This is a genomic window from Citrobacter sp. S39, assembly GCF_009495675.1.
GTDB lineage: Bacteria > Pseudomonadota > Gammaproteobacteria > Enterobacterales > Enterobacteriaceae > Citrobacter > Citrobacter freundii.
This window is the reverse complement of sequence record NZ_CP045557.1, coordinates 57,233-82,002: the sequence shown is the minus strand read 5'-3', so window position 1 is coordinate 82,002 and position 24,770 is coordinate 57,233. Positions and strand designations below refer to the sequence as shown.

The window sequence follows — 24,770 nt, the reverse complement described above, 5'->3', positions numbered from 1 at the left end:
GACTGTGTATCTGATTATCCTTTCAGCAGTACCACTGACATTACTGCTGTATTGCCCGGTAATGACAATCGTTAGTGCCGTGACGCCCTGGAAAGGGTTTCGTGCGGCCTCGGTTCGTCACCGAAAGAAGCATTACACTACCCTGCACCTTTCGACATTTGACCGGGTTGGTCATCTTAATCTTCGTCGTGCAGCGCGCTTTCACCGTAGTTTTCTTGCCACGTTGCAACTGACGTTACAAAGGAACAGCGCCCCCGTGTACTTCACATCCCATTTGATGCGCCCGGCACACATGAAAAGCATGACCGTACTGATGGGAAAAATGGACGATACACACCGCTGGCGCTGCGCCACAGTCTCAATTCCTGCTGTCGTCAGAAATGGGATACGCCTGCAAACATTGATACAGGAGTGGCGCTGGATAACCGTACCTGAAACCGGCGTGCTTGTGCTTATTCGACCGCGCCGGAATGTGCGTTAAAACCAAGCGCACTAACGCAATCAGAATGCACACGCAAACGCAGTCGATCTACACGATCGAATTAACTCGTTATACATGCGCGACACGATTAATTATTCTTTAACTCACTGAACCGCAAGATGTAATTTTACTTAAGGGGGCCACGTGGCAAACAGTCTTACCGCGATTTTCACCTCGCTTCTGGCGCTCCCCGACCTTGATCGGAATAGGATTGCAGAACTGCTTCAGCGCAATGAAAAGAAGCCTATGCAGACCACATCACTCCGAATGAGGCCCGGCACCCGCCAGTTGATTGATGAGTTGTCAGGCAAGATTGGGATATCTCAATCGGAGCTACTGAATCTGGTTATAGAAGGTTCTCTGCGCGATATTTTCCTGCCGTTCAGCAATACCGCGCTTAGTATCATCGATCGCTTTGAAGTGCTGATGCAGGCACATGAGCTTAACCCGACTGATATCGCAGAGTTGCTTTCATCATGGAATGTTCGGGTGAGCGTACTGCAGGACAGGGAACGAACGATGGACTATCTGTCCACTCCGCTCCTGCAGGCGCTCGCTCAGTGGTTTTTCGTTTCACCGGACTGGTTGTTAGGCAGGAATGTTCCAACGGTCGACACCACCCTGGTTCAACATCAATGGCCACAAACGGAAGATGCCTTACGGAAGATGATAATTCCTTCAGATGAGAATAATAATGACAGCGTTATTTTCTGGACGACCGAAAATACAGGTGAGGATGAATATCAGGAACGAACCGGCATATTAATTAAGAAGAAAATTGCTTCATCGCAGCTGACATATTTCCCGGTGTTATCCATTATTCCGCTCGTTCTGGACAAAGAGCAAAAATACTGGAAAGAACGCCTCCTCAGGGAACATGCCGCAACAGGCACTCTGCGCACCGTCACGGTCAGCAAGGGACTATCCACAGCGCTTGAACAAGGAATAACGCTACCCGCACTTATATTCAGACAGCTTTAAACCACGCAGAAATATTGAATTAAAAAAGAAAAAGAAATTTTTGATGCTGCCGCATCAGGACTTTCTTTTGCCCAAAATCCAGACCTGACTACAGGAAATTTAATGATGAAAAAGACTTACATTGCAAAAACACTGATTTCTTCCGCCGTCATGATGACTTTTCATGCAGGTGCAGCAACCTCCTACATGGAAGCCCGCAGCGATGCCATGGGGGGCACCGGCGTGGCCTCTGCACACTACGGCACTGCCGCCTTATCCAATCCGGCACTCCTGACGAAGTTTGGCGCGAATGATGACTTCAGTCTGGTGCTGCCGTCTGTGGGTGTCCAGGTGGCAGACCCCGATAAGGCCATTGATACTGCCGATGACGTGAAAGATCTGTGGAACAATTTTGACAATGCTGTCGACAGCCAAAGCGGTGTTAGCGAAAGCGCTGCCGCGTTACGCAATAAGCTGGAAGATTTGAAAGATGTGAAGGCAAATGGGCAGGTCGGGGCATCTGTTATTGCCACCACCCCGAATAAAGTACTCCCATTTGCTGTTGTCGTGAAATCATGGGGCACCGTTTCCGTAAACGGCACGGTCAGCGACCACGATCTGCAGTATCTCGACAAAATCGCCAGCGGGGCCATACCAGCAGATGCGGTAGACAAAGATGCACTAACGTCCCGTGCCTATGGTCGGGCGGCCGTTATCACCGACGTAGGTGTAGCTATGGCGCATGAATTTGAAACGGCAGGACACAGTTGGTCCCTGGGCATTACGCCCAAGTATCAGCGAATCGATCTTTTCAATTACAGCGCAACGGTAAACGACTTCGACAAAAATGACGTGAACTCAGACGATTACCGCAACACCAAAACCGGATTTAACGCCGACATAGGTCTGGCCACAAACCTCGGAGATAACTGGATGCTGGGTCTGGCGGTACAGAACATCATTGCCTGCAGTGTTGACACTAAAGAAGTGAACGGCGAGAAAGAAACGTTCAAAGTGAAACCTCAGGCCACTGCTGGCGTCGCCTGGAGCAACAACATCCTGACCACCGCACTCGATGTGGATCTGACCGAAGCCAGCCGTTTTGAGCGAGATGACAAACGCCAGTTCGCCAGTGTAGGGGCTGAGCTGAACGCCTGGAGCTGGATGCAGGTCCGTGCTGGCTATCGCCAGAACATGGTCTCCAGCGAGGGTAACGCCTTCACCGCTGGTCTGGGCTTCTCTCCGTTTGATGTTGTACATCTGGACCTTACCGGTATAGCCGGAACTGATCGTACCTACGGCGCTGTTGCGCAGTTGCAGTTCACGTTCTGATAATCACTGGGAAGCCCGCAATGGGCTTCCTCTGCCGTTTACTTCCGATCAATATTTCTACCGTCTGCAAAACTCCGTCGCCCTGAATCTTCTGGCCTTAACCTCAGTCGCCCTCCCGGCAAGGTAACTACTATGAACTACTTAATTCTTCCCGGCGTGCTGGCTATCTCCCTTCTTGCCGGCTGCCAGCCTTGGAGTCCACCATCGACACCTCCAGCTTCAGTATCTCCCGACCGCTACGGTGCAGCATCATCTGTCGCCGTTGCCCGTCACACGCAATATCAGATGTGGAATAACGGTCTTTGGTCCGGTTCGAAAAATGCGCCATCTCCCATGGAAATAATACGTACTAACAGTGCTGAGGTTTCCTTCGACTGGGAAGGTGATGCTGTGGAGTTACTGGCTGAACTGGCGCGTGCACGAGGCCTGCAATTCAACTACAGCGGCGTGCGTCTGCCCCTACCCGTAACGCTACACGTTCGGGGTATGACGTTCAGCAACGTGCTGCGCGTGATTGAAGCGCAGACAGCATGGCGAGCTACCCTGAATCAGTATCCGGGACTGCTCCAGCTCAACTTCATGCAACCGGAGACCAGTAAGAAATGAAAGGCTTTCTCTTATTACTTTTCCCTGTACTGCTCCTGACCGGTTGTGCCACCGATCGTCCTGCGTCACCAACAGATGCGAGTGTGTCTCCACCAGATATGCAGGCCTGGCTCAATCCGGAGCGACAGAGACCTGACAGTATTTCCGAAACTCGCTGGCAGATGCTTACTGATGCTGGCAGAACACTGGGATTTCGAGGGGGTAAATCTCAGCGGGCGTGGGAGTTGACCCAGGCGCTAAATGCCCGAGAGTCAACCCTCAACGCCCTTTACGATTTCCGGCCGCTTATCAGCCCTGAGGGCTGGCTGCCGCCGGTTATCGATGAAGCGCAGGACGTTGCACGCATCACTCCTGATCAAATCCGCACCGCCTCAAAGGTCTGGACCATTATCCGACCGGAGAGATTTGTCAGTAACCCGCCCAGTTGGCGCAGTTGGTTACTTCGCGGGCTGGCCACCACGGCAACCCCGGGCACAGAAGGGCTGGTCGTACCGGAAGACAGCTCTCAGAGAAAGGTATGGGAAGACGCGCTGAAAAAAGGCTGGCAGGAAGGTCGCGAAAATGCCGATCTGACCCTTGAAGCCAGTATGAATCAGCTCACCCGTGATTATCGGGGCATGATGCTTTACTCCCTGCTCTGGCGTCGGGGAATGATTTCCCGACCGGAAGTTACCGAACAACAGCAGACTGTGACCGGCAGTGGGCAGAAACTCATTACTGGCGATCGCGTACGCCGACTCAAATCACATGCGTCGTTTGAGCTCCAGAAGTCCCGCTGGCGCCCGTCTGTTACCATTCAGTGAGGAGTTTTCTCGTGAACACATCTGTTATCCCGGATAAGTTCGGGATTTTTCCATTTAGTGGTGCCTTCACAGCCGACGAGTTCAGGGCATTTTTTGCCTGGTGCTCAGCACAAGCTGTAAGTGACGTGGACCTGGTCGGTGGATCTCCCGTTTCCGTTAGCCGTTACGGTCGGCGTGAGAGAGTCTCCGACACCGTACTGCCGAATACCATGCTGGGAAATATGCTTGATGACCTGCTGGGACCAGAAGTGCGCCCTAGAGTGCAGGGTGGTAAACCGTCGGACAGAGCCATCCAGATCGACGGCGACATGCACGGGCGTTATGGCCTGAAACGGGGTGAACGCGTGCGACTGCGCGCGCACATTATTCAGGGAACCTCTGCCCGGGAAGAAAAGGCATTATCCGTCACTCTGCGCGTGATCCCACACATCATTCCCGACTTTCTGAAGATGGGTATAGAGCCTGATCTGGCAGCCTCCATGTTGCCAAAAACCGGGCTGGGTCTCATCTGCGGCGAAACAGGTTCCGGAAAATCAACACTTCAGGCGGCGTTGTATCGACACTGTCAGAACACTCAACCTGACCGCAAGATTGTGACCTACGAAGATCCGGTTGAGTACATTCTTGGCCGTCCCGATGACCTTTTGCCACCGCATCAGGCTCAGGTAGGCCGTGACGTGGCAAGTTTTGCAGATGGGCTTCGCTCCGCCATGCGCCGTAACCCGGAGATCATCGGTATCGGGGAGATCCGTGATACTGAAACAGCAGAAGCCTCTGTTCAGGCCGGGGAAAGCGGACACATGACTATCGGGACTCTGCACTCAAAGTCACCGGGTGAAACCCTGAACCGATTACTTGGTTTGTTCCCGCCTCAGATTCGAGACGCGCGCGCGTGGGAGCTTCTTGGTATGTTGCGTTTCATCGCAGTCCAGGTACTTGTCAAAACAACTGATGGCAAACGTCGTGCCCTTCGGGAATACATCGTATTCGACGATGACTTACGCGACGCGCTTCAGAATATCCCGTCAGAAAAGTGGCCGGCGCACATCGACACCATTCTGAGGATGGAAAAGCGGCGTATTGTCGATCAGGTGCGGGAAGGTTTCGTAACAGGTGACATAGACAGAGATGAAGCGGCGCTCTATCTGTCAGGTAAGGAACTAACGCAATGAAACGAGAAGGGTTCTGGCGTTATGCCACTCCGCCGGTCAGCTTTTTTGGTATTCCGCTGCCGTTCCTGCTGCTGTATCTGGTTTGGTTTCGCTGGCCATCCATGAACACGCTGTATATCTGTTCCGCCATTCTGGGATTCTTTGTTGCACTGAATTTCTTTGGCTGGAGTATACGAGCCATCTGCCTGCGCGTGGTTAGTACCTTCAGAGGAAAGATTGCCTCCGGTCGTCCCTGGTGGTACCGACATTTCATTGAAAAGCCGAGAGACTGGACCGGGTTGTGAAGTTGTTAGGAATATAAAAACGAATATAGTGAGGAAAATTATGATAATTAACCTGTGTAAAAAAACAATGTCGCTCATCGACAAAAAAAGATATGAGCTATTTAATCGCACTCAATACCCCGCAAACCGAGAAGAAATGGTTAAACTGGTAATTCAGAAAGGTTTAGAAAGCCTTACCCTGGAAAGTTTAGATGGAATGATAAACATATCAGGTTTACACCACCCCGGAGTTTTCTTCTATAATAAGCTTGACGTTGAATTGCGTGGAATACTCTGGAGACCTGATCCGAATGAATGTGCATCCATACTGAAAGAGATGGCTCCTTGTTTTGTTGCAGTTTTTGGGAAACCGGGTTCCGGCGTCACAACTTTGATTAACGAGATAGCAACTCTTTCAGACCAAGGATTGATGGTCTGTGATGGAAAACCAAATAATATAAACATATCTATAGGCGTAAATGCTTTTCTCAATAAAAGAAGTGTACTGACAGCTGTGACAGCCATTGGAATTAATGATGTTATTGCTGAATTATCTCATCATTCACTTTTTATTATGCCGGACGGCAAAAAGATCATATAAACATCTCATTAAGTAACCCTGTAAAACACAAAATCAAAGATATTTATTTTCACCAGACTTCTATTGGATGATGTGATTATGTCTTTAATTCATCTTTATGGGTTTGTATCCCTGGGATTTATATCTCTTTTAATTCTGTCATTTATGCAGTCAAAAAATCTTTTAAATATGAAGTTGAACCATCATAAGTCAATATCAGAAATATCAGCAGCAACTGCATCTGAGACGAATGCTTGCGTTTTCTGTCACTGCTTCTGCCCACCGGATATGCCTTTCCGGATTATCTCTGCGACTGAATGAACCCCTTACCGTAACGCATCTTCCCGCGTTATCCCATTCGCCTCCGCCCTGGAGCAAGGTCATGAAAAAGAATCACCGCGTATGGCTTGCCGTGCCTCATGAAGAGAAGGATGAAGCCATCAATGCCCACCCACGTTTCAGCAATGGTCAGAAAGCCCTTGAATGGGACAATGAACACCGGCTCTGGTATGCCCAACCAGGTGCCGAGCTGAGCAGGTTCGAACGATGGATGCCCCGGCCACACGAACTGTCGATGAATGCAGATGATCCGGTAACAGAGTTTGCACAAAAACTCGAAGAAGCAGGGCTGATTGTTAAAGGGGTGCCCGTGATGGATGGCAGCCTTCAGCGTGTACCGACAAAACAGGACAAAAAGGGTTCCAAAAGCGGAGCTTACAAAGCATACCTGGATGGGCGCCCTGCCGGATGGTACCGCGATTATCGCAGCGCCGACGCAAAACCAACGCAGTGGGTGTTTTCAGGTGGTGGCGAGATGGACCCGCTTGCGCGCCTTCATCTCCGGGCTCACGCCCAGCAAACCCGTGAAGACAATGCGCGTGCTCTTGAGCAGCAGTATAAACGTCAGGCGGAATATGCCGCCCGATACGTTGACCGGTACCCACAGGCTACATCAAACGCCTACCTGACCCGCAAGGGAGTAGAGGCCGCTCCGGGTATAAGAATCAACGATAAGCAAGAGCTTGTTATCCCCTTCAGCAACGCGCATGGCGACATTCGCTCTTACCAGCGTATTCCTCTTACCGGTGGGAAAGACGCCCGGATTCTTAAAGACAGTGAAAAAACAGGTAACTGGTTTGCTCTGGGGACCCCGCAGAATGGCCAGCCGCTGCTGTTTGCTGAAGGATATGCAACAGCAGCCTCCATACATGAGGCATCAGGTCTGCCGGTACTGATGACTATTGATGCAGGAAACATGATTGCCGTTGGTCAGAACGCCCGTGCCGTCTGGCCTGACAGTCAGTTTATCTTCTGCGCAGACAACGACCATCAGTTAAAAAACCCGTTGACTGGTGAGCCTGAGAATAAAGGCATCCTAAGTGCCACCAGGGCCGCCGAACTGACGAACGGTGAAGTAATAGCCCCAGCATTTACACCGGCAGAGCTTGAACAAAACCTTACTGACTTCAACGATTTGATCCTCAGTAGAGGAAAAGACCTCGCCAGGCATCTCATCAATGTTCAGCTTCACGCTATGGGGATAGAAACCCCATTCAACACAAACTCACAAACCCGTAACGCCTTTGTAGAAGGCGGTCTTGTCTTCACCCCTGTTCAGGAAACTGCTATGGATAATCATGAATCTCCGGATATCGCACATATATCCGATAATGACATCGTCCGTGAACATACCGTTAGTAAGTTGGCCGAGGCCACTGCAGCAGAAAAACCAGCGACGGAGGCACCAGCGCAGCCTCCAGAAAACCAGACATCACAGAAAGTCGGGCGTGAAACGATAACATTGTTTCATGGTTCACCTGCCACCTTCAGTGCCATTGATTCTGAAAAAATAGGATTAGGTCAAAATCTGGTGGGGAAAGGTTTTTATACTGACACGTCTATTTTAGGCGTGCAGTATGTGATGGAGGAAATAAATCATAAGGACTTTCACATATATGAATTAGAGATCCCTTCTAAATCTGTTGTTTTAGATCGTTGGGATAATTCCACATTAACAGATGAACTACGGGAACGAATCAGAGAAGCTGGAAAATCGGGGCATCAGCAACTCAATGAAAGCGAAAATGTTTCTCGCTCAGAGATCGGAAATAAACTCGCTGACAGCAAGGCGATAGATGACACCTTTCTTAACTTCGCCAGCAGCCCTCAGGGGATGAGCATTCTGAAAGAGGCAGGCGTTGATGCATTAAAAGACAATAGTTATGTCGCTATTATCAATACGGATTTAATTGATAATATTCGTTTGCGCTCTGCAGGTGGAAATATAAAAGCAGAAATGACGCAATATATAGACAAGGCATTAAGTAACGTTGCTCAGGATGCTTCGAGATTGTCAGAGATATTGCAAAAGGAACAGAATATTTCAATACATTATGAAGCCATCCGTTCTGAACTAATAAATCTGACAGTGGCTCAAAACCGGCCCGATGAAGCTGAAAGGTTGACGGCTCTACTTACACATACATTCGTTGAAACTATTGATAGTCCCCCTGATAGAAAAACAAATATTACCCCCTTAAACCGACTATATGCGGAGGCAATAAGAAGCCTTGACCTGAATCATGATAATAGCGCTGCGCCACTGGGCCGCATTATTGATAGTGCTGTCGTAAACATAAACCCTGACCAGAAATTCGTTGCAGAACCCAATAAACCAGAGCCGGCAACTCCTGCCAACGAACAGAATCCCGCGCCGACTGAGCCGGAACAACCTCAACCTGCAGATGTACACGATGAGCCATCCCCCATGCCCCCAATAGAAGCTGACGTTTTAATTCCTGATACGCAGAACAACCCTGATGGGACGCTCGGGACATCTCCCGATGATTCCAGTCAGAGTAGCCAGAGCGTCGTCGAAGCAGGGTCGCATACACCGTTACCTGACCTGGATGATTATGCAGACATACGCGCGCAAATGGACGACCCACAGTTTGGTGAATGGATGCACAGTCAGTCTGATGACTTACCCCCTATGCCTGCTCAGGAACAACTTACAGCCCATGAACGGCAGGAAACGGATAAACAGGCTGTAAAACCTGAGGCGGCGTTACATGATAAAAACGCGGAGCCCCCGGCACCGATCTCGTCTGAATTGCCAATCCCTCCACAGTCCCCTGGAGTACCATCAACCGGGAAAAAACAGGAACAAACTCAGACAGCCGATGCAGAGGCAGACATTCCAGAGCCGAAACCGAACTGGGCGAAAACGGCAGAGAATGAGGTGAATGAAGCGGATGGACTTGTCTATGGGCCTCGTAGACCGGAACCGCTGCAACGTGAAGATCTGGATAAAATCATCAAAGCCCTGTCAACGGAAGAGCAGCGCGACAACACGGTGCTCTACCGCCTCGACGGGGAAGATGCCTTTCGCGATCTCGGCAACCGCCTCGAAATGTGTAACGGTGCAAGTCAGGACAAACGAAGGGTACTCGCCGCGCTGGCGGTTGCATCACGTTTTTACGGCGGCGTGGTGGAGCTAACCGGCAGTACGGAGTTTAAAGAGCAGGCTATGCGTCTTATTATCGAAAATGACCTCGATATCCGCATGAAGTTGCCTGCGCAGCGCGCGCAACTTGAGGCACTTCGGCAACAGATGGGGACGACCAGTGATTCAATCACAACGCATATACCTACGCCGGATCTGAATCGGCAGACACCATCACCTGATGCCGCACCGCCACTGTCATCGGCAACAGCCGCACCTGAAGCTGTTTCCTCTAACGCGCCTGGCACACCAACACCCCCTGCATCACCAAACCCGGTATCACAGGCACAAGAACCCGGCACGCCTCAGCCTGCGTTTTCAACCTCTACTGAGGCTGTCGCGTCAAAGGCTGCCGACAGTATCCGGGTCCCGGAAATGCCCGCTGAGCCAGCGCCCTCCACACTGAAACCAGGGCAGAGCATCACGGCGGTATTGAAAAACTTTGGCGAGGCGACCTACGAAAATAAAGAGCAAAAGGGTGGGAGCTTCTTTATCGAGCTACAGAACCGTGGAGGGAGTCATACCTACTGGGGGCAGGATTTAAGAGAACTTATAGAAAACCACAAAACCGGTGATGTGGTTACACTGACGCTTAACTCCCGTGACAGCTGGCATGTACCAGGAGAGGAAAATGGACGCGTAAAAAATAACTGGTCATTGACGTCCGCTTCGACTGGCCTTGCCGTGGCGCACGATCGGCCAGAGCAGGGGCAACCCCTGCAAGTTTTTCCGGTCGATACGTTTGGCCGTCTCACTCAGCAAATCCGTCAGGCCTGGCCCGAGTACACCACAGACCTGAAGCTGCCACCTCGCCTGGAAGAACGTCAGTTTTATCTGGGTGAAGACAGACACCCGGTGAAGTCACCGGTAGCTGCAGCAAGCATTTTGCCACCATCCACAGACGCCCCGGACAGGTTGATACCCGTTATGGCCTCTATGGACACACAGTCAAACCAGTTAGACCTGCTGCTTGTACAGTCAGCGGGGGAACATCTGCAGGGTATGGTGCGACTGGATGGCACACTGTATCCGGCACTGGCCACACCAACCACCGACAATAGTCAGTTGGTTATCAATGCAATCACCGACGACGGTCCCCGCTTTGCGGGTTACGGACAGGCGGTGAATTTCGAACCCGACGGCACTACCCGTGCCGCTCCTCAGTTGATGACGTTCCACCTGAAAGGTCGGGAAGAGGACACACCGCTTCCCGCCCGACTCTACACACCGGAAAAACAGGCAGACACCCTGTTCCAGCGTCTTGGTTTTGAACAGACCTGGAAACAATGGGATGACGCACGAAAGCCGGAGGGCAGACAGGAAAAAACGCTTCATCAGGAACACTCCCACAGCCCCGGCCGCTAAGCCGATAAGGAGAGAGAATGCGATATCAAATGCTTAAAGCCGGACTCTTGTCCGGCTTCATGCTTTTATCTACCGCCGCTACGGCGGCGACCTGCCGAGCAGGAAGTGCCGCTGAAGCGGGTAGTCAGGCTGGTTATGAGCGGGCCAGGGCGGCCGCAACAGCCTGGGAACAGCGCGAAAGCAATGTCTCATCCTCCCTGCAGTCCTGTCTGTCCCGTATCAAGAGCGTCAAAGTGAGCCTGCCGCAATTCCCCGGGCTCGATGAAATCATTTCTCAACTGGAAAATAAGGTCTGCGAAGCTGCCCTTGATAAGGTCAACGAACAGATTCCAGACAATATCGATCCCTGGAAAAACTTCAACTCCCGAAACCTATGACAAAACTGACTCAACCGGCCCCCCCTGCAAAGGGGCGGGCCTCCTCCGCTACGGAGGATCCGCTGAACGACGCCGTAAAAATGATGATCACGGCAGAAAAGCGCCAAAAAATGGCACCAGAGCTGATGAAGAGTAATCTCCGACTGGGGACTGGCCTACTTATCAGCATAATACTCAACGCCGGTTTAACCTGGGCTCTGATACAACAGCCACGGGATTACTTTGCCACCGACAGCGGACGCCTGGTTCGCCTGGCTCCCACATCCGAACCGGCATGGAGCCAGGACGATGCAATCGCCTTTGGCAGCAAGGCTCTGATGCGAGCCTTTAACCTGGACTTCGTTCACTATCGTGAGCAGGTATCTTCCACGGCCTCGCTGTTCTCTGAAGAAGGGCACGCCAGTTACATCCAGGCGCTTACTAACTCCAATATCTATGATGCCCTGAAGCGTGAACGTATGAACCTTACCGGCTCCGTTGGGGCTGGTGTCGTCATCCGGCGTGGACGCCTGTCTGACGGAACCTGGTTCTGGACTATGCAATATCCGGTACGTCTGCGTCTGGTTGGTCAGACAACCAGCAAGCCCGAACAGCCGTTTGTTTTCGAAATCACCATCCAGCGCGTAGATCCACGACAGAAACCTGTCGGGATGGAAATCCGCCAGATGATCTCACGCAACGCCCCCCGCAACCTCTGAGGCTCCCGCCATGAAACTTCGTTATCTCATGACCACCCTACTGCTGTGTGGTCCGGCTCTCGCAGCCGCTGCTGACAATACTGGCTGGCAGAACGCCAGGACACCTGGCGCAACAAGTGCAGCTCCAGCCCAGCAAGGTGCTGAACCACATACAACGGACGTACCCGCAACCCGGATTAGTGGGGAGTTACCGGCACCAGGACAAAGCTCACCGCTGGTAGACGAAGCGGCAAGCATGGACTCGCCTCTGTCAGCGGATGAGATACGCGAACTGCGTCTGCGACTGACAGACAACGAGCGGTCGGTAAATGCCCCAATGATAAGCGTGGTTCCGCGCATCAGTTCGTTAACCCTTAATCTTTCACCAGGAGCCAGTATCCCGTTGGTACGTACGGCCATGAACAACCAGAGCGTCGTTACCCTGACAGACATCAGTGGTGCGCCGTGGCCACAGTCGGATCCGCCGATTAATGCCAGTCCGAAGAGTTTTGACGTGAAATTCAATGCTGGCACCAACATGCTGGCGATAACCCCGCTGCGTCCGTGGGCGGCAGGGAACATTTCCGTGTATCTGAAGGGACTCGATGTTCCGATCATGATTAACGTGACAAGTGGTGAGACTGACACCCGCACAGCCAGCCAGGAGATCGACAGCCGGCTGGATTTACGTGTCCCACGCCTGGGGCCTGGCACCGCACTCCCCGGCGTGACCGTCGATAAAATCGCACTCCACAGTGCCACTTTGCAGGCCTTTCTGGATGGCACGCCACCGAAAGATGCCCGTCGCCTGAAATTCCAGGGCAACGTTCCAGACACCATCATCTGGCAAAGCGGTGATGATCTGATGGTTCGTTCCCGGGCAATGCTTCGCGATGAGTTTGAACAGACACTTTCTTCAGCGGACGGCACACATCTCTGGAAACTCCCCCTCACCCCGTTACTGACCTTCTCAGTGAACGGGAAATCCGTTAACGTCACGCCGGAGCTTCAGTAATGAGCGCAGAACAGGATGCCGGAAATAACGGCAAAAAACTTATTTCAATAATCGGATTTGGAGCCCTAGCTTTACTGACTGCCGGTTACTGGTTAGTGTCATGGCTGACACATGACCCTTCAGGAAAGGATTCTGCCGTTAACCTTAACGGCACGGCCTCAAGTGCCGTAACCACCACAACGGAAAGCCCGCGATACCGTGAGCTGCTGAAAGCCTCAAACGACTTAGGTGCGCAAGAAGCCGCACGGACTGATTCATCTTTTATCGCCAGCCTCCCGGTAGGCCTTGAAGTCACGGAACCCCCGCCTGATAAGCCGCCGGTAACAAAGCCAGCATCACAAGATCCACCATCGCCACAGTCGGTAAAATCGTCACGACGCACGGAAAACACGGCCGGAGAAGAGCAGGCGAACGAGAAACGCCAGGCTCAACTCCAGAAACTGCTTACGCGAATCAGTGCCGCGCAGGCGGGCGGTGATGCACCGGTTCTTGCCACTGCACTGGCAAGCGTTACGCGGACTTCACCAGCGTCTGGTGCTGGCCGCCAGGCAGAATCCACAGCTAAAACAGAAAGCGCACAGGTCTTCATCCCTGCACTCACTCGTGCGTCCGGTTATATGGAGACTGCCGTGGATTCGGATAACCCCAACTCAGAGGTGGTTGCGGTCATACCTGCCGGGCCGCTGGCTGGTGCCAGACTTCATAGCCCTTCAGTAAAACTTGCCGGAAATGGACTCGATATCAAATTCACCAGTATGAACTGGAACGGTATGGAACTGAACGTAAAAGCAAGCGCACAGAGCGAGAAAAACCTGATGTCTTCGGTGGCCTCCGATGTCAACCATCGATGGGGGACACACATCGTTCTGCCAGCTGTATTAGGTGGTCTTGGCGACCTGGGGGGACTGTACAAAGATGCTAACACGCAGGTCATGCAGTCCAGCGTCGGAACCGTCACCGGACGCGTGGGGAAACCTGACGGCAGCACAGTAGCTGGCGTAATGGTCGGTGGCACAGCCCAGACAGGTGCGGAAGTCATCAAACAGGAGATGGCCCGCGAGCCGTTCCGCCAGGTCACAGTGAAGCAGAAAGAGGTTATCTCCATTCTCTTCGTTGAATCAGTAACTTCAGACGACGTTATCAGTAATAAGAAAGTCGCACTCCCCGCTACCAGTACATCAGTACTAACACCCGTTGCAGCAGAGCAGCAAACAGAATCCCGCCTGCAGGAAGCCATCGTGCGCCGCCAGGCTGAAATCCGTCGTCAATATGGCGATACCGTACCCGTGAGGAACAATGATGAATCAGCAAATTGACATATCTGAAGAAGACACGCTGGAAAACGAGGATGATTTTGGTGCGCCAGATCCCCGTCAGAAACTGCCTTTCTGGAAGCGGGAGCTGCTGTTTGGCTATTCTCTGCCGTGGCTTCTCGGGATAACGCTTCTGGCAGTGGTCAGTCTCTGGTATCTGTTCGGTCCGTCACTGTCATTTACAAGTAACACACCGTCTGAAAGCAGCTTCAGTGAGGTTGAAAGTACGCTCGACGGTGCACCGCACAGTTCGGTTGAGACTATTCAGCCCACGAGGCCCCCGATCCCCGTAGCGCAGCCAGCGACACAAACTGCACCTCCGATGCTCCAGGGCGATACGACGAGCATGATGACGGATATTCGTGACGAGCTGAACGACCGCGATCGAAAGATAAATGACTCTCTGACGTCACTGAAAGACAGCGTCACCCGTCTGTCTGATGCTATCAAGAGGGATGAGGCATACGCGGTAGAAACGCGTGCCCAGCTTACTGACCTGATACAAAAGCTGGCAGTGCTGGAAGCCCGGGCAAGCGCCTCTGATACCTCAAAACCCGCTTCCAGGCTCCAAAAACGGCAGGTAGCCAGTGCTATTTCAGGCATGAAAATCATGTCACTGGAGTCGGGAATGGCCTGGATCAAATGGCAGGGCAGTACCTGGTCCGTCCGGGAGGGGGATACGCTGGGTAAAGTCACTATTCGTCAGATTGATCCCGCCACACGCTCAGTGGTGACAACAGGAGGAACCCTGCGCTAATGGCACTGGATGCCATTACGCTAATAGAGAACCTGGCTTCGGGCATCTTCACCGCTGGACTGGATTTACTGTTCAGTTGGTCTGAGATGATTGGTTTTTTTGGCCTCATCGCCCTACTGGTCCGGCAACGTTCCAGTCGTGGTCCCTTATCTCCGGGCAGGTTCGCTATTGGCCTTTTTTCCTGCGCCGCACTGGTATCCCTTCCCTCCATAATTAATGCCAGTGGTGCGCAGCTTGGTTTTGGCGCCACATCTTTTGATGCGATCGCTTATGTGCAGCCCGCCACCTACGGCGTTGCTGCAGGGGCCGCTAACGCCGTGCTTTCCCTGGTTCGGCTCGCAGGAGTGGGATTTGTCTATGCGGCACTCGATATGTTTCGACGTTCAGAACTTGAGGGGCATACCGCGCTCAGTTCAAGCGAAAGTATTCGTGCCGCGACCGTAAAGCTGATGGCCGGAACCGCGATGGTCTTTTCACCTCAGCTCATCGATGCCGCACTCTCCACCTTCGGACTCGCTTTTTAACACCATTCGTTTTTTATAACCCAAGGAGACACCATGTCACTTTTCCGTGCTATTTCCGCGCGTATTTATGCCGTTGTTATTTTCTGTCAGCTGACCATGATGCAGTGCCGTGAGCGAATGATTCAGGGGCTATGTGCCCTGGTTACGTTCCTGTTACCCGGCATGGCCTTCGCTGAAGGCGATATTGCCGACATGATGCGCAGCGCCGCTGACGGTGCTAAAAGCGGTAAAACTTCCGGGCTGGAAATTGCCCAGGCGATCGGCGTTTTCATCTTCATCGGTTCCCTACTGGCCTTCAAAAAAATTGGTACCAACCCGCAGGTAACACTCGGCCGCTGCTGTGCAGGTCTGGCTATTGGCGGTCTGCTGGCCGTTGTCCCTGAAATCATGAGTCGTACCCAGAAACAGCTCGGTACCAGCTCCGTCACCATCAGCTAATCACAGGAAAGGGTCGGTAAACACCGACCCTTTCAGGAGAAAACGATGAGTAATAAGAAAAAGACACCTGACCTTCGGTGGCTACATCCGCTTCCAGTGCCTGATGTTGTCCATACCACAGCCCCCCAACTTCCTGCCCCCGTGAGCGTTTCAGGGGGACGCTGTTATTGCTGCGGTGCTGATATGAAACATCTGTTTATGTTACCGGAATCCCTGCCCTTAACCCGGCTGGCGGAAGACGCGCAGGATGCAGAGGCCCGGCTACTCAGAGCGAAAGATACGCTGGCTCAGCTGGCGTCCCGCCCCACGCCGCAGGTACCGGCTGAATACGAAAAACATACTCGGGCACTGAAAGCCGCACAAACCGGGATGCAGCACGCATCACTTGCCGCCCGCCGCCTTGCCCTGCGCCACATTCCGACCGCGCTTCTGACCGATACCGGTTTACTGTCTGATACTGAATATGCTGAGTTCGAACGGCTCACGCTGCCGTTTAATCTCTGTTTTATCTGCCACGCCTGGCATGCCCTCAACGGATTTGCTGCTGCTCAGGGTGTAATGGTCTGGTTACCGGACCTGCATCCACGTAATGTCGTCGCCCTGAACCGAAAAGCTCTGCAGGCCGTTTTCAGCAACATTCCTTACAAAATTCGGGAGGGTCGCCGGGTGCTGTCGGAATTGATCCGGCATCGATTGCCTCTGGAAGAACGTTTCGGAGGGTGGCGGCCTGCTGATTATGCAGATGCGCTTAAACGCTTCCCGCCAGTCATTCGCGATGAAATGCGACAGAAAATGAACGGCGTGGCGTTGATCCTTACACCGGATTCAGTCACGGACAGTGACGTGCTGTCAGAAATCCCGCAGAAAAAAATAGTATCGGCGCAGCCCCCAGGCACCACTGTCACACAAAACTGAAGCGCACCTCGTCACACAGATGCGCCATCGCGCCCATCAATACACGCCATCCTGGTGGAGTCTTCACTGCTATGAATATCAACCGCCTTGTCTTCGCCATTGAAGACGTTATGAACACCTTTTCCCGTTTCACCATCTCTGCTGACTTTGTCGACTATTGCGACATTCGTACAGTGATCGGACTGGACAAACACGACCTGGAGCTCAGACCCTGGCTGGAAGCACCTTATATTGGTGTCACCCATCATGGCTATTACCTTTCTGTATTCGAAATTTCCGGGGCATTGCGTGAACTGTCAGAAACAGCTTCAGCCGACCATCCGGATGCGTTTGAAGGAATGATCGCTCACCTCACTTCCACACTCAGTACGACCTGGAAAAATACCGGCCATAAGTTGGCCTTCATTTTTGAACGTGATCCGGAAAAGGGGCGTGACGAAGTCAGCGCCATGATCGCCCCACAAAAGCGTTCCATTCAGCACATCGGCATCCAGTTGGATGACCTGCTCAATGAAAAGGTAAACGTAATCTCACCGTGGCTTGTCCGTGAGCGATGCTGGCTTGCCGTCTGGAGCTCACCGACACTGGTGAGCCATCAGGAAAGAACAGATTTCAACGCCACCGTTCGGGCTATCCAGGATAAAGCGCCGGTCGCGCGTTTTGGCCAGGAACCCTGGCGCTGGCAAATGTCTGGTCTGAAGATCAGGCATGACAGCTTTATCTCTACTCTTGAAAAAGCACTCGTACGCGGCGGAGACGGCCTGCTTGTCCGCCTGCTCGACGTGCCTGAGTTCTGTAACGAAATCAGACGTGAAACAGCACGTAACAGCACATCGGCAGCATGGCGCCCTGCACTACCGGGGAAGGCCGCCCCCTCAGGTACGCTTCATGATGATGACGCCACGGCTCTGCTTGCTCCCTTCCTGAATCTTCAGGTCTTTGGTTGTACACCAAAAACTGAAGGTAATCTGGTGTATGCAGAGGGGCTGTGGCACGGCATGGTAGCCATAACTCTGCCTCCTCAGCACCCCAGCCCCTTCAATGAACTGGTTAAACTGGTTCCACGTGCCGTTCCCTGGCGTATTCGGATCGACATCATGCCGGGTGGGATGAAGGCGCTGGGCTGGAAAAAGAATATTTCATCATTTGGACAATTTATTCCCTCCATTCGTCCGCTTTACGACGCTTTTACGCAGTTGGCTGAAACGGATGAACGAGACCCAGTTTGCGTGATGACCATTGTAGCTTCCACCTGGGGGCGTACCCGTGAAGTATGCACCCGTAATCAGATGCTGCTTGAATCAGCTATGCAGGGGTGGGGGGTTTGTAACACAACCACAACCTTCGGTGATCCACGCCGGGGATGGGTCAACAGCATGTTGGCAGCGTCAGCAGGCTCAGGCCCCGTCCCGCTTTATCCGCCACTCTCCCATGCGCTTTCTATGCTGCCTTTCAACCGACCAGGTTCCGTCTGGCGCGGGGAAGGTAATTTGATGCTGCACACTGAAGACGGCTGCGCCTGGGAAGTTGGGCTGGGTTCTTCACGACAGAACAAGCACACCGAACTTGCCCCGGGTGACTCAGGCCTTGGTAAGTCGGTACTGATTAATACCCTGACGGAAATACAGGTATCTTCCGCCCAGGTTTCACTTCCCTATGTGGCGCATATCGATAAAGGATTCAGCGCTATGGGGTTCATCCAACTGATTCGTGACAGTTTGCCGGAGGAGCGAAAGGACGAAGCCGTTGGTATTATTCTTAGCAACGACCCGTCTAAGTCGCGCAATGTTTTCGACATCCTGTACGGTGCCCATAAGCCAGTAACGCCGGAGAAGCAATTTATCGCGTCCATGCTGATGGCCTTCTGTATTGAACCAGATAAAGGAACACCTCCGAACCCGACCGATACCCGGCAGATAGTGAACCGCCTGATTGATCTGGCGTACGACATGCGCAGCGGTATTGAGCCAAACATGTTCCGGTCAAACGTAGAGCCAGAAGTGGACGAGGCGCTGGAGTCATGCGGGTTGAGAGATGAGCACGATCAGGAATGGTGGACTGCGACTCCATGGTATGAAGTACGTGATCTCCTCCATGAGCGTGGGCAGTTGTCCGCGGCTCAACGGGCGCACTATCAGGCTGTACCAGAACTCGCTGATATGCCAGCGTTGCTACGCAGTGAGGCAATTCAGGAGAGTTTTGGCAGAGTACAGCGTGACGGTTCACAGGAGCCACTACTGGAGTACATTGAGCGTTGTATGATTCAGGCACGACAGGACTATCCGATGATGGCCAGTCGGACTCGCTTCGCGCTGAACCCGAACACACGCATTATTGCCGTAGACTTAAACAACGTCGCTGGCGATAAGACCCCGGCAGGCAGACTGAAAACCGGCATCATGTTCCTCTTTGCTGGCCACATAACAGCTGGTGATTTTACGCTTCCTCAGTATCAGGAAGAGATATTGAAAACGGTGCCGGAAGCCTATCTCCCGGGCATTATACGGCGCATCAACCAGCTCGACAGCGAAATGAAAACAAAAATCTACGACGAGCTGCACAACGTCAAGGGCATTGATTTCATCTTCGAGGCGCTGGACACGCAGGACAGGGAACAGCGTAAGTTTGGCATCCGCACAGTGTTAAGTACCCAGTTCCTTACCGATTACCCGAAAAGCCTGCTCGACTCTGCCAACACCCTCTGGCTGCTGCGCTTCCGCCAGGAAGACATTCCTCTTTTACGAGACAGTTTTAAGATCCCCGAACACAATCTCCATGCTTTCCTGCGTATGCCAGCCGGTCCTGCTGCAGACGGTAGTGGAGTACCGATGCTGTGTATGATGCGCACGACCCAGGGCACGCTGGCGCGGATTGTCCGGTTTACGCTCGGACCGCTGGAGCTGTGGTCGCTTAACTCAGACAAAAAAGACGGTGCGCTACGCAAAAATCTCTCCGCGACGATCGGCACTGCCCGTGCCCGTCAGTTGCTGGCAGATAAGTTCCCACGAGGGTCTGCAAAAAAACTCATTGAGTACAGAGAGCGTAACAGTGGCGTCCGTGGCGATAAGGGTGTCATCGAATTGATGGCGGACGAAATGATTAACGAACTGGGGTATGACCTGTGATGTGTTCCATCCACCTGACGCCACGCTGCCGTCGCCCGGCAAAGGGACAGGTCAGACTTTCACGCCTGATGATCGATGTTGACGGCGTGGAGTTTGTTCTACCATCTCGTCACTTTCGTACAGACAGTGCAGTGAACTCTCGGGCTGTATACGCTACTGATCGTCGGGCTCCACAAGAAGCCTGTGGCGTTCTTCTTACGATCAAAGATCGTCCTCGCCAATTGGTAACTACGGCCATATGGCAGGTACAAGAGCCAGGCGAACAGGTGCGAGAATCGCGTCATGTGGTCCAGTGGCTGTTACCTGAGGATATAAGGACGGTGTTAAGTGATGATACCTGGTTATGGCCGGAGGGGGCAGAGACCCCACAACTCAGCCCAGGAGACTGGCCTGTACTGGATATTACCCCTTCAACTCACTCACGGATCGCTCGTCGTGGGTTGACTATCATAGACACCCGCAGCCGGGAAGGACGTATCAGCAGACGCTTTCAGACCTTCCCTCTGGTAGCCCTCGCCCCCGACCCACAGTCAACTCGCCTTCCCAACGTATTTACCCCGCTCAACTAAATGGAGAATTTCATGATACAACGCCATCTCCCCGCGCTGGCACTTGCCATCGCGTCCAGCCTTCCCACTGTTGCCAGTGCTTTCACAGTCAACGTGAACTCCAGTGTTCCGATAACTACTCAGGTTCTGCCTGAGATGGCCACCATCCAGGCAACGTTGGTCGAAATACTACAGATGCAGCAGGCCACCGGTACAGCAATCACACAGAATGCTGACAAGCTCGGCGCGCTGATTAATCAGGATGGACAGGCCACCCGTCAGCAAATGATTTTCAATAATGAAACCCAACGGCTGGAAGAAGCTAGACAGAGTTTTTCGGTACCGGATTCGGTCTGCAGTGATTCAGCCTCCGGCGTTGCTGCACAAAGTAAAAGTGCGTCAGGTAGTACCGCATCAAAACTCTCTTCCGGCAAAGGCGTTTCCAGCTCAGCGGTGCGTAAGAGGATTTCCACTGCATCAGAAGAGCAGGCCCGCGACGCTTATGACGGTGCGAACGTGCATGCAGCGTACTGCACAGCAGCAGAATATGAGCGTTTTGGTGGGACGGGGATCTGCCCAGCAGTCAGTAAAATGCCCGGTGGTGACAGCCAAGTACGCTCGATCTATGGTGGAGCAGGACCGGAAGGGACGGCACCAGCACTGTCCTGGACACAGGAACAGACCGACGCCGCAATGGCCTACATGAAAAACACATCTCGCCCTTCGGCCGGTCGCACGCCCGGTAAAGGTGAAGTCAACACCGTAACCGGACGGACGTATGTAGGATTGCTCAACGAGTACAACGGTATCACCGATGCCGCCTCTGAACCTCAGCTCTCGCTGATTGCCGACAGTAAGCCCAGTGAAACCACCCGTGATGCTCTGAAAGAAGCACTGCAGTCCCCTTCCGCAGCGCAGTATTTTGATGATGTGGCTTCACCCGAGGCGAAAGCGAAGGGCTACATGAGCCAGCGAGAATTTGAATCCTTTGAGGCCGGACGTCGATATGCAAATACAGCCTATCTCTCTGACCTGCAGCAAATGAACGGAGATAACCTTATGCGCGAACTCATCCGAACCACGGCGCAGATGAACTGGCAACTTAATGACATTAAAGAGTTGATGCGCAAAGGGAACGTTATCGACGGCCAGTTGCTCGCTGCCTTTGCCCGTCAGTCCTATGCCCCACGACTAAAACAACTCGAATCAGCCATGAACCAGGGAGCGGCCAAATGACATCTGAAAAAATAGTCTCACGAAAAAAAAGCCTCACCGGGCGTATCACCATCGGATTGCTTAGCATCTTTCTACCAGTGCAGGAAACGAAGTGGTTTCTGCGGTCAGCGAGACACATGACGTCACGTAATCTGGAGCGAATGCGTGATGCCTTTCCTGAGCTCAATACCGACGACAAACCGCCTGCAGCGCCTGACTGGGAAAAAGCCATTGAAGAATCCGGCTTTACTCCCGAACAACTGGATAAGGGGTATGTTAGCCAGCGCCGGCGCTGGCGATTTCTGTTCTGGCTTATGGTTATACCCGTTCCGCTTGCGCCACTGACAACATTCATTATCGGTGGGAGTATCACAGCGCACCAGATCAGCACCTGTGTGGTGCTGTTTTCCGGCGCTGGCGTGGCGTGGTCAAAAGCGCTAATCGTAACCTATCGACTGTGGCAGTTACGCAACCGGCGTGTAAGTCTTGCCGAAGGAGGCACCTTTCAGCACTTCATGACGGAAACACATGCCGTACGAGATGCCATTCTCAGAAAATAACGACCCTCCTCTGCTCCATATCGCCATCCCGGCATTCATGTTTTATCCGGAGTTACCGTGAAAAATCTCATTCGTGCGCTTTGCGCAGGGCTGCTTATACCTGTTACGCCGGCACGCGCCGGTGTAACTTACGATGACATAGTCTCTGCTGCGACTAATGCACAGGACCTCTCCCGGCAGGCACTGGTCACTATCTTCGGCGACGTGGTACTGGACCCTCTCGCCGCCGGTAATACCACGATGATCGGGAATCTGTTTGCGCTGTTTAACGGAATTATTGCCGTCCTTGCCGTCGTCTGGTTTGTGATTATTGGCCTGAAGCACATCAACAAAACGGGGCATCAGGGAAAGGTATTCAGTGGTGATCGCGATATCACCAGTACACTGAGCACCGTCTCAGGATTTTTGATGATTATCCCGACAGCCAATGGCTGGAGCATGTCTCAGCTCATCATCCTCTGGGGCGCATCGATTATGGGCGTGGGCTCTGCCAACCTGATGGTGTCCAAAGCTGCAAATGATATTGCCAGCGGCTACTCCCTGACGGTACAGCCCACTCAGGCCTCGACCCGCACATCTGCACGCGGTATTTTTGAGATGCAGCTGTGCAAATACGCCATCAACACGGCACTGGACGATTACAGCAGCACTGCCAATTCCACCACAGCAAAAATGACGGAGATATTCGGTTCGTCTGGAGGAAATTATACCTACCGGGTCACTAACGGCAGTGGAGTGTGTGGCACAGCGACAATCCCGGAACAACAGAAATCGGGCTCCTCGTCTGGCTCCGGGAGCTTCTTTAACCCCTTCAGTAATAGCGACACACGAGAAGTCGTGGACGCACAAAACAAAGCAATGGAAGCCATGATCCAGGATATGGACAGTGCGGCCAGCGAGTTTGTGACAGGGTTTATGAATAAGCGAACGACCGGCAGCGGCACACTCCCGGATATCGAAACCCGCATTCAGCGGGCTGCCAGCAACTATGAACAAACGGTCCAGCGCGCGCTGCCGGCACAGAATGAGCAGAATGGCATTCAGGATGCAGTCAGGAATTACCTCGACACATACGGCTGGGCGGCTCTCGGTGCCTGGTACCAGACTTTCGCCACGGCCAACCAGCGCCTGACTGAAGTTGCCAGTCGCGCACCAGCGACCAGTGGGATGTCCTCTTTAGGGGAAATTGGTAGCGGTGATCTTTTCAGCGCGTTAATGAGTACCTATCGAACTCAGTTGCAGAACTCCAGCTATGCTCCCCCTGCAGGTACAACAACATCGAAAAATGAGTTAAGCGCATCAGAGGGTAATGACCCCAATAGCATACTCATGAACTCCATTACCCCATTTTTCGTAAGCTTAACAAGCAATATTGCAACAAATTATAGTGGGACTGGTACTACAACAGGACAAGTAAACCCTTTAGTTAAGATGAAAAACGTTGGGGATTATACTCTTGTTGCAGCTGAGGGGACTTTGACAGCTTACACCATCCTACGTGCTGCGGTTGCAGGGGGGGAATCATCGCTTCTTGGAAAAGTTGTCGATATGACAGGGGTAATTAGTGCTGTAGATAAAGGGCTTGATGCCATTTCCCCAGCTGTTTACTTCTTGTTATTACTTATGTTTAGCGCTGGATTTACACTTTCAATTTACTTGCCATTTATTCCGTTTATCTACTGGATGACTGGTATTGGTAACTGGATAGTAAGTGTTTTGGTAGGTTGTGCAGCTGGACCTCTGTGGGGGGCCACACATCTGGGTACGTCTCAGGATAGAGGTAGTCGTGCAGCATATGGTTACATCTACTTTATCGATACCATGATTCGTCCCTCACTCATGGTTTTTGGATTTTTCTTTGCTTCCGTTGCTATTGTTGCGACCGGAACTATCCTTCATGCACTCTTTGGCGCCGCGCTGGTCAATGTTCAAGCCAACTCGTTGACAGGGTTATTCAGCATGGCCGGTTTTTTAATGATTTATGCTCGAATTTGCACGACACTTGTATCTAGTATATTTGCATTGCAGGCCTATTTACCTGACTACGTCATTTCCTTCCTTGGTGGTCGGGATGCTGCCAATACCCTTGGAAGTATGGCAGGTTCAGTGAAAGATATGTTTGTAGCCGGTGGGCGAAATATACGCCATACACCTGGAGTTAATACTAAGGGAATGAATGGTCCTGGTGAAAATAATAATGATGGAATAAAAAGCTAATGAGTGGACATCTATACAGTAT

At 52.4% G+C, this 24,770-nt stretch carries 21 protein-coding genes and 1 pseudogene; all 22 read left to right on the top strand.

Annotation, left to right across the window (positions count from 1 at the left end; translation table 11 throughout):
• Positions 1–4: 4 nt before the first annotated feature.
• The 22 genes and pseudogenes from GFB57_RS24950 (at position 5) to GFB57_RS24840 (ending at position 24,748) form a co-directional block, all read left to right on the top strand.
• Entirely contained in the window at positions 5–481 is a 477-nt protein-coding gene (locus tag GFB57_RS24950; protein ID WP_123924625.1) for a hypothetical protein, read from the top strand.
• A gap of 144 nt (positions 482–625) precedes the next feature.
• On the top strand, positions 626–1,462 hold the full coding sequence (locus GFB57_RS24945; RefSeq protein ID WP_040231179.1) for a hypothetical protein: 837 nt from the start codon (positions 626–628) through the stop codon (positions 1,460–1,462).
• 102 nt (positions 1,463–1,564) lie between these two features.
• Positions 1,565–2,773 carry a conjugal transfer protein TraF gene (locus GFB57_RS24940; RefSeq protein ID WP_153754042.1) on the top strand — a complete coding sequence of 403 codons (1,209 nt, stop codon included), beginning with the start codon at positions 1,565–1,567 and terminating at the stop codon, positions 2,771–2,773.
• Between the two features lie 132 nt (positions 2,774–2,905).
• Positions 2,906–3,379 (top strand): DotD/TraH family lipoprotein, encoded by a 474-nt coding sequence (locus tag GFB57_RS24935; RefSeq protein ID WP_040231184.1) that lies wholly within the window; start codon positions 2,906–2,908, stop codon positions 3,377–3,379.
• The gene (locus tag GFB57_RS24930; protein ID WP_153754041.1) at positions 3,376–4,182 is read left to right on the top strand and encodes a type IV secretory system conjugative DNA transfer family protein; all 807 of its coding nucleotides are present in this window, start codon (positions 3,376–3,378) and stop codon (positions 4,180–4,182) included. The genes GFB57_RS24935 and GFB57_RS24930 overlap by 4 nt, the downstream gene beginning before the upstream one ends.
• Before the next feature lie 11 nt (positions 4,183–4,193).
• Positions 4,194–5,354, top strand: coding sequence for a plasmid transfer ATPase TraJ (gene traJ, locus GFB57_RS24925; RefSeq protein WP_153754040.1), 1,161 nt, complete (start codon positions 4,194–4,196; stop codon positions 5,352–5,354).
• Complete coding sequence (locus tag GFB57_RS24920) at positions 5,351–5,638, top strand: hypothetical protein (RefSeq protein WP_040231189.1); 288 nt, start codon at positions 5,351–5,353, stop codon at positions 5,636–5,638. The genes traJ and GFB57_RS24920 overlap by 4 nt, the downstream gene beginning before the upstream one ends.
• Before the next feature lie 40 nt (positions 5,639–5,678).
• Positions 5,679–6,218, top strand: coding sequence for a hypothetical protein (locus tag GFB57_RS24915; RefSeq protein ID WP_153754039.1), 540 nt, complete (start codon positions 5,679–5,681; stop codon positions 6,216–6,218).
• Between the two features lie 361 nt (positions 6,219–6,579).
• Positions 6,580–9,795 (top strand): annotated as a pseudogene (locus tag GFB57_RS25870) (LPD7 domain-containing protein); the annotation flags it as partial.
• A 1,289-nt stretch (positions 9,796–11,084) separates the two neighbouring features.
• The gene (locus tag GFB57_RS24900) at positions 11,085–11,444 is read left to right on the top strand and encodes a conjugal transfer protein (RefSeq protein ID WP_228553289.1); all 360 of its coding nucleotides are present in this window, start codon (positions 11,085–11,087) and stop codon (positions 11,442–11,444) included.
• Entirely contained in the window at positions 11,441–12,142 is a 702-nt protein-coding gene (locus GFB57_RS24895; RefSeq protein ID WP_040231195.1) for a DotI/IcmL/TraM family protein, read from the top strand. The genes GFB57_RS24900 and GFB57_RS24895 overlap by 4 nt, the downstream gene beginning before the upstream one ends.
• A 10-nt stretch (positions 12,143–12,152) precedes the next feature.
• Entirely contained in the window at positions 12,153–13,136 is a 984-nt protein-coding gene (locus GFB57_RS24890) for a DotH/IcmK family type IV secretion protein (protein WP_123924694.1), read from the top strand.
• Positions 13,136–14,452 carry a conjugal transfer protein TraO gene (gene traO / locus GFB57_RS24885; protein WP_153754037.1) on the top strand — a complete coding sequence of 439 codons (1,317 nt, stop codon included), beginning with the start codon at positions 13,136–13,138 and terminating at the stop codon, positions 14,450–14,452. The genes GFB57_RS24890 and traO overlap by 1 nt, the downstream gene beginning before the upstream one ends.
• Entirely contained in the window at positions 14,436–15,206 is a 771-nt protein-coding gene (traP, locus tag GFB57_RS24880) for a conjugal transfer protein TraP (RefSeq protein WP_052463736.1), read from the top strand. The genes traO and traP overlap by 17 nt, the downstream gene beginning before the upstream one ends.
• A complete protein-coding gene (gene traQ / locus GFB57_RS24875) occupies positions 15,206–15,730 on the top strand; it encodes a conjugal transfer protein TraQ (RefSeq protein ID WP_040231200.1) in 525 nt (174 codons plus the stop codon). Before traP ends, traQ begins: the two co-directional genes overlap by 1 nt.
• A 33-nt stretch (positions 15,731–15,763) precedes the next feature.
• Positions 15,764–16,168 carry a DUF6750 family protein gene (locus GFB57_RS24870; RefSeq protein ID WP_040231201.1) on the top strand — a complete coding sequence of 135 codons (405 nt, stop codon included), beginning with the start codon at positions 15,764–15,766 and terminating at the stop codon, positions 16,166–16,168.
• Between the two features lie 183 nt (positions 16,169–16,351).
• Positions 16,352–17,083, top strand: coding sequence for a conjugal transfer protein TraT (locus GFB57_RS24865; RefSeq protein WP_228553287.1), 732 nt, complete (start codon positions 16,352–16,354; stop codon positions 17,081–17,083).
• 71 nt (positions 17,084–17,154) lie between these two features.
• Complete coding sequence (locus GFB57_RS24860) at positions 17,155–20,208, top strand: ATP-binding protein (protein WP_153754035.1); 3,054 nt, start codon at positions 17,155–17,157, stop codon at positions 20,206–20,208.
• Positions 20,205–20,777 (top strand): conjugal transfer protein TraV, encoded by a 573-nt coding sequence (locus tag GFB57_RS24855; protein WP_153754034.1) that lies wholly within the window; start codon positions 20,205–20,207, stop codon positions 20,775–20,777. Before GFB57_RS24860 ends, GFB57_RS24855 begins: the two co-directional genes overlap by 4 nt.
• A 12-nt stretch (positions 20,778–20,789) precedes the next feature.
• A complete protein-coding gene (traW, locus tag GFB57_RS24850; RefSeq protein WP_153754033.1) occupies positions 20,790–21,992 on the top strand; it encodes a conjugal transfer protein TraW in 1,203 nt (400 codons plus the stop codon).
• The gene (gene traX, locus GFB57_RS24845) at positions 21,989–22,531 is read left to right on the top strand and encodes a conjugal transfer protein TraX (RefSeq protein WP_153754032.1); all 543 of its coding nucleotides are present in this window, start codon (positions 21,989–21,991) and stop codon (positions 22,529–22,531) included. The genes traW and traX overlap by 4 nt, the downstream gene beginning before the upstream one ends.
• Positions 22,532–22,588: 57 nt before the next feature.
• A complete protein-coding gene (locus GFB57_RS24840) occupies positions 22,589–24,748 on the top strand; it encodes a DotA/TraY family protein (protein ID WP_153754031.1) in 2,160 nt (719 codons plus the stop codon).
• Positions 24,749–24,770: the final 22 nt, after the last annotated feature.

What these genes read in the sequence shown, in the direction of transcription:
- traW (WP_153754033.1), top strand. Translation starts at nt 20,790, where the DNA reads ATGATACAACGCCATCTCCCCGCGCTGGCACTTGCCATCGCGTCCAGC.
- GFB57_RS24865 (WP_228553287.1), top strand. Translation starts at nt 16,352, where the DNA reads ATGAAACATCTGTTTATGTTACCGGAATCCCTGCCCTTAACCCGGCTG.
- GFB57_RS24900 (WP_228553289.1), top strand. Translation starts at nt 11,085, where the DNA reads ATGCGATATCAAATGCTTAAAGCCGGACTCTTGTCCGGCTTCATGCTT.
- GFB57_RS24890 (WP_123924694.1), top strand. Translation starts at nt 12,153, where the DNA reads ATGAAACTTCGTTATCTCATGACCACCCTACTGCTGTGTGGTCCGGCT.
- traX (WP_153754032.1), top strand. Translation starts at nt 21,989, where the DNA reads ATGACATCTGAAAAAATAGTCTCACGAAAAAAAAGCCTCACCGGGCGT.
- GFB57_RS24920 (WP_040231189.1), top strand. Translation starts at nt 5,351, where the DNA reads ATGAAACGAGAAGGGTTCTGGCGTTATGCCACTCCGCCGGTCAGCTTT.
- GFB57_RS24895 (WP_040231195.1), top strand. Translation starts at nt 11,441, where the DNA reads ATGACAAAACTGACTCAACCGGCCCCCCCTGCAAAGGGGCGGGCCTCC.
- GFB57_RS24870 (WP_040231201.1), top strand. Translation starts at nt 15,764, where the DNA reads ATGTCACTTTTCCGTGCTATTTCCGCGCGTATTTATGCCGTTGTTATT.
- GFB57_RS24940 (WP_153754042.1), top strand. Translation starts at nt 1,565, where the DNA reads ATGATGAAAAAGACTTACATTGCAAAAACACTGATTTCTTCCGCCGTC.
- traQ (WP_040231200.1), top strand. Translation starts at nt 15,206, where the DNA reads ATGGCACTGGATGCCATTACGCTAATAGAGAACCTGGCTTCGGGCATC.
- GFB57_RS24930 (WP_153754041.1), top strand. Translation starts at nt 3,376, where the DNA reads ATGAAAGGCTTTCTCTTATTACTTTTCCCTGTACTGCTCCTGACCGGT.
- traO (WP_153754037.1), top strand. Translation starts at nt 13,136, where the DNA reads ATGAGCGCAGAACAGGATGCCGGAAATAACGGCAAAAAACTTATTTCA.
- GFB57_RS24935 (WP_040231184.1), top strand. Translation starts at nt 2,906, where the DNA reads ATGAACTACTTAATTCTTCCCGGCGTGCTGGCTATCTCCCTTCTTGCC.
- traP (WP_052463736.1), top strand. Translation starts at nt 14,436, where the DNA reads ATGAATCAGCAAATTGACATATCTGAAGAAGACACGCTGGAAAACGAG.
- GFB57_RS24915 (WP_153754039.1), top strand. Translation starts at nt 5,679, where the DNA reads ATGATAATTAACCTGTGTAAAAAAACAATGTCGCTCATCGACAAAAAA.
- GFB57_RS24860 (WP_153754035.1), top strand. Translation starts at nt 17,155, where the DNA reads ATGAATATCAACCGCCTTGTCTTCGCCATTGAAGACGTTATGAACACC.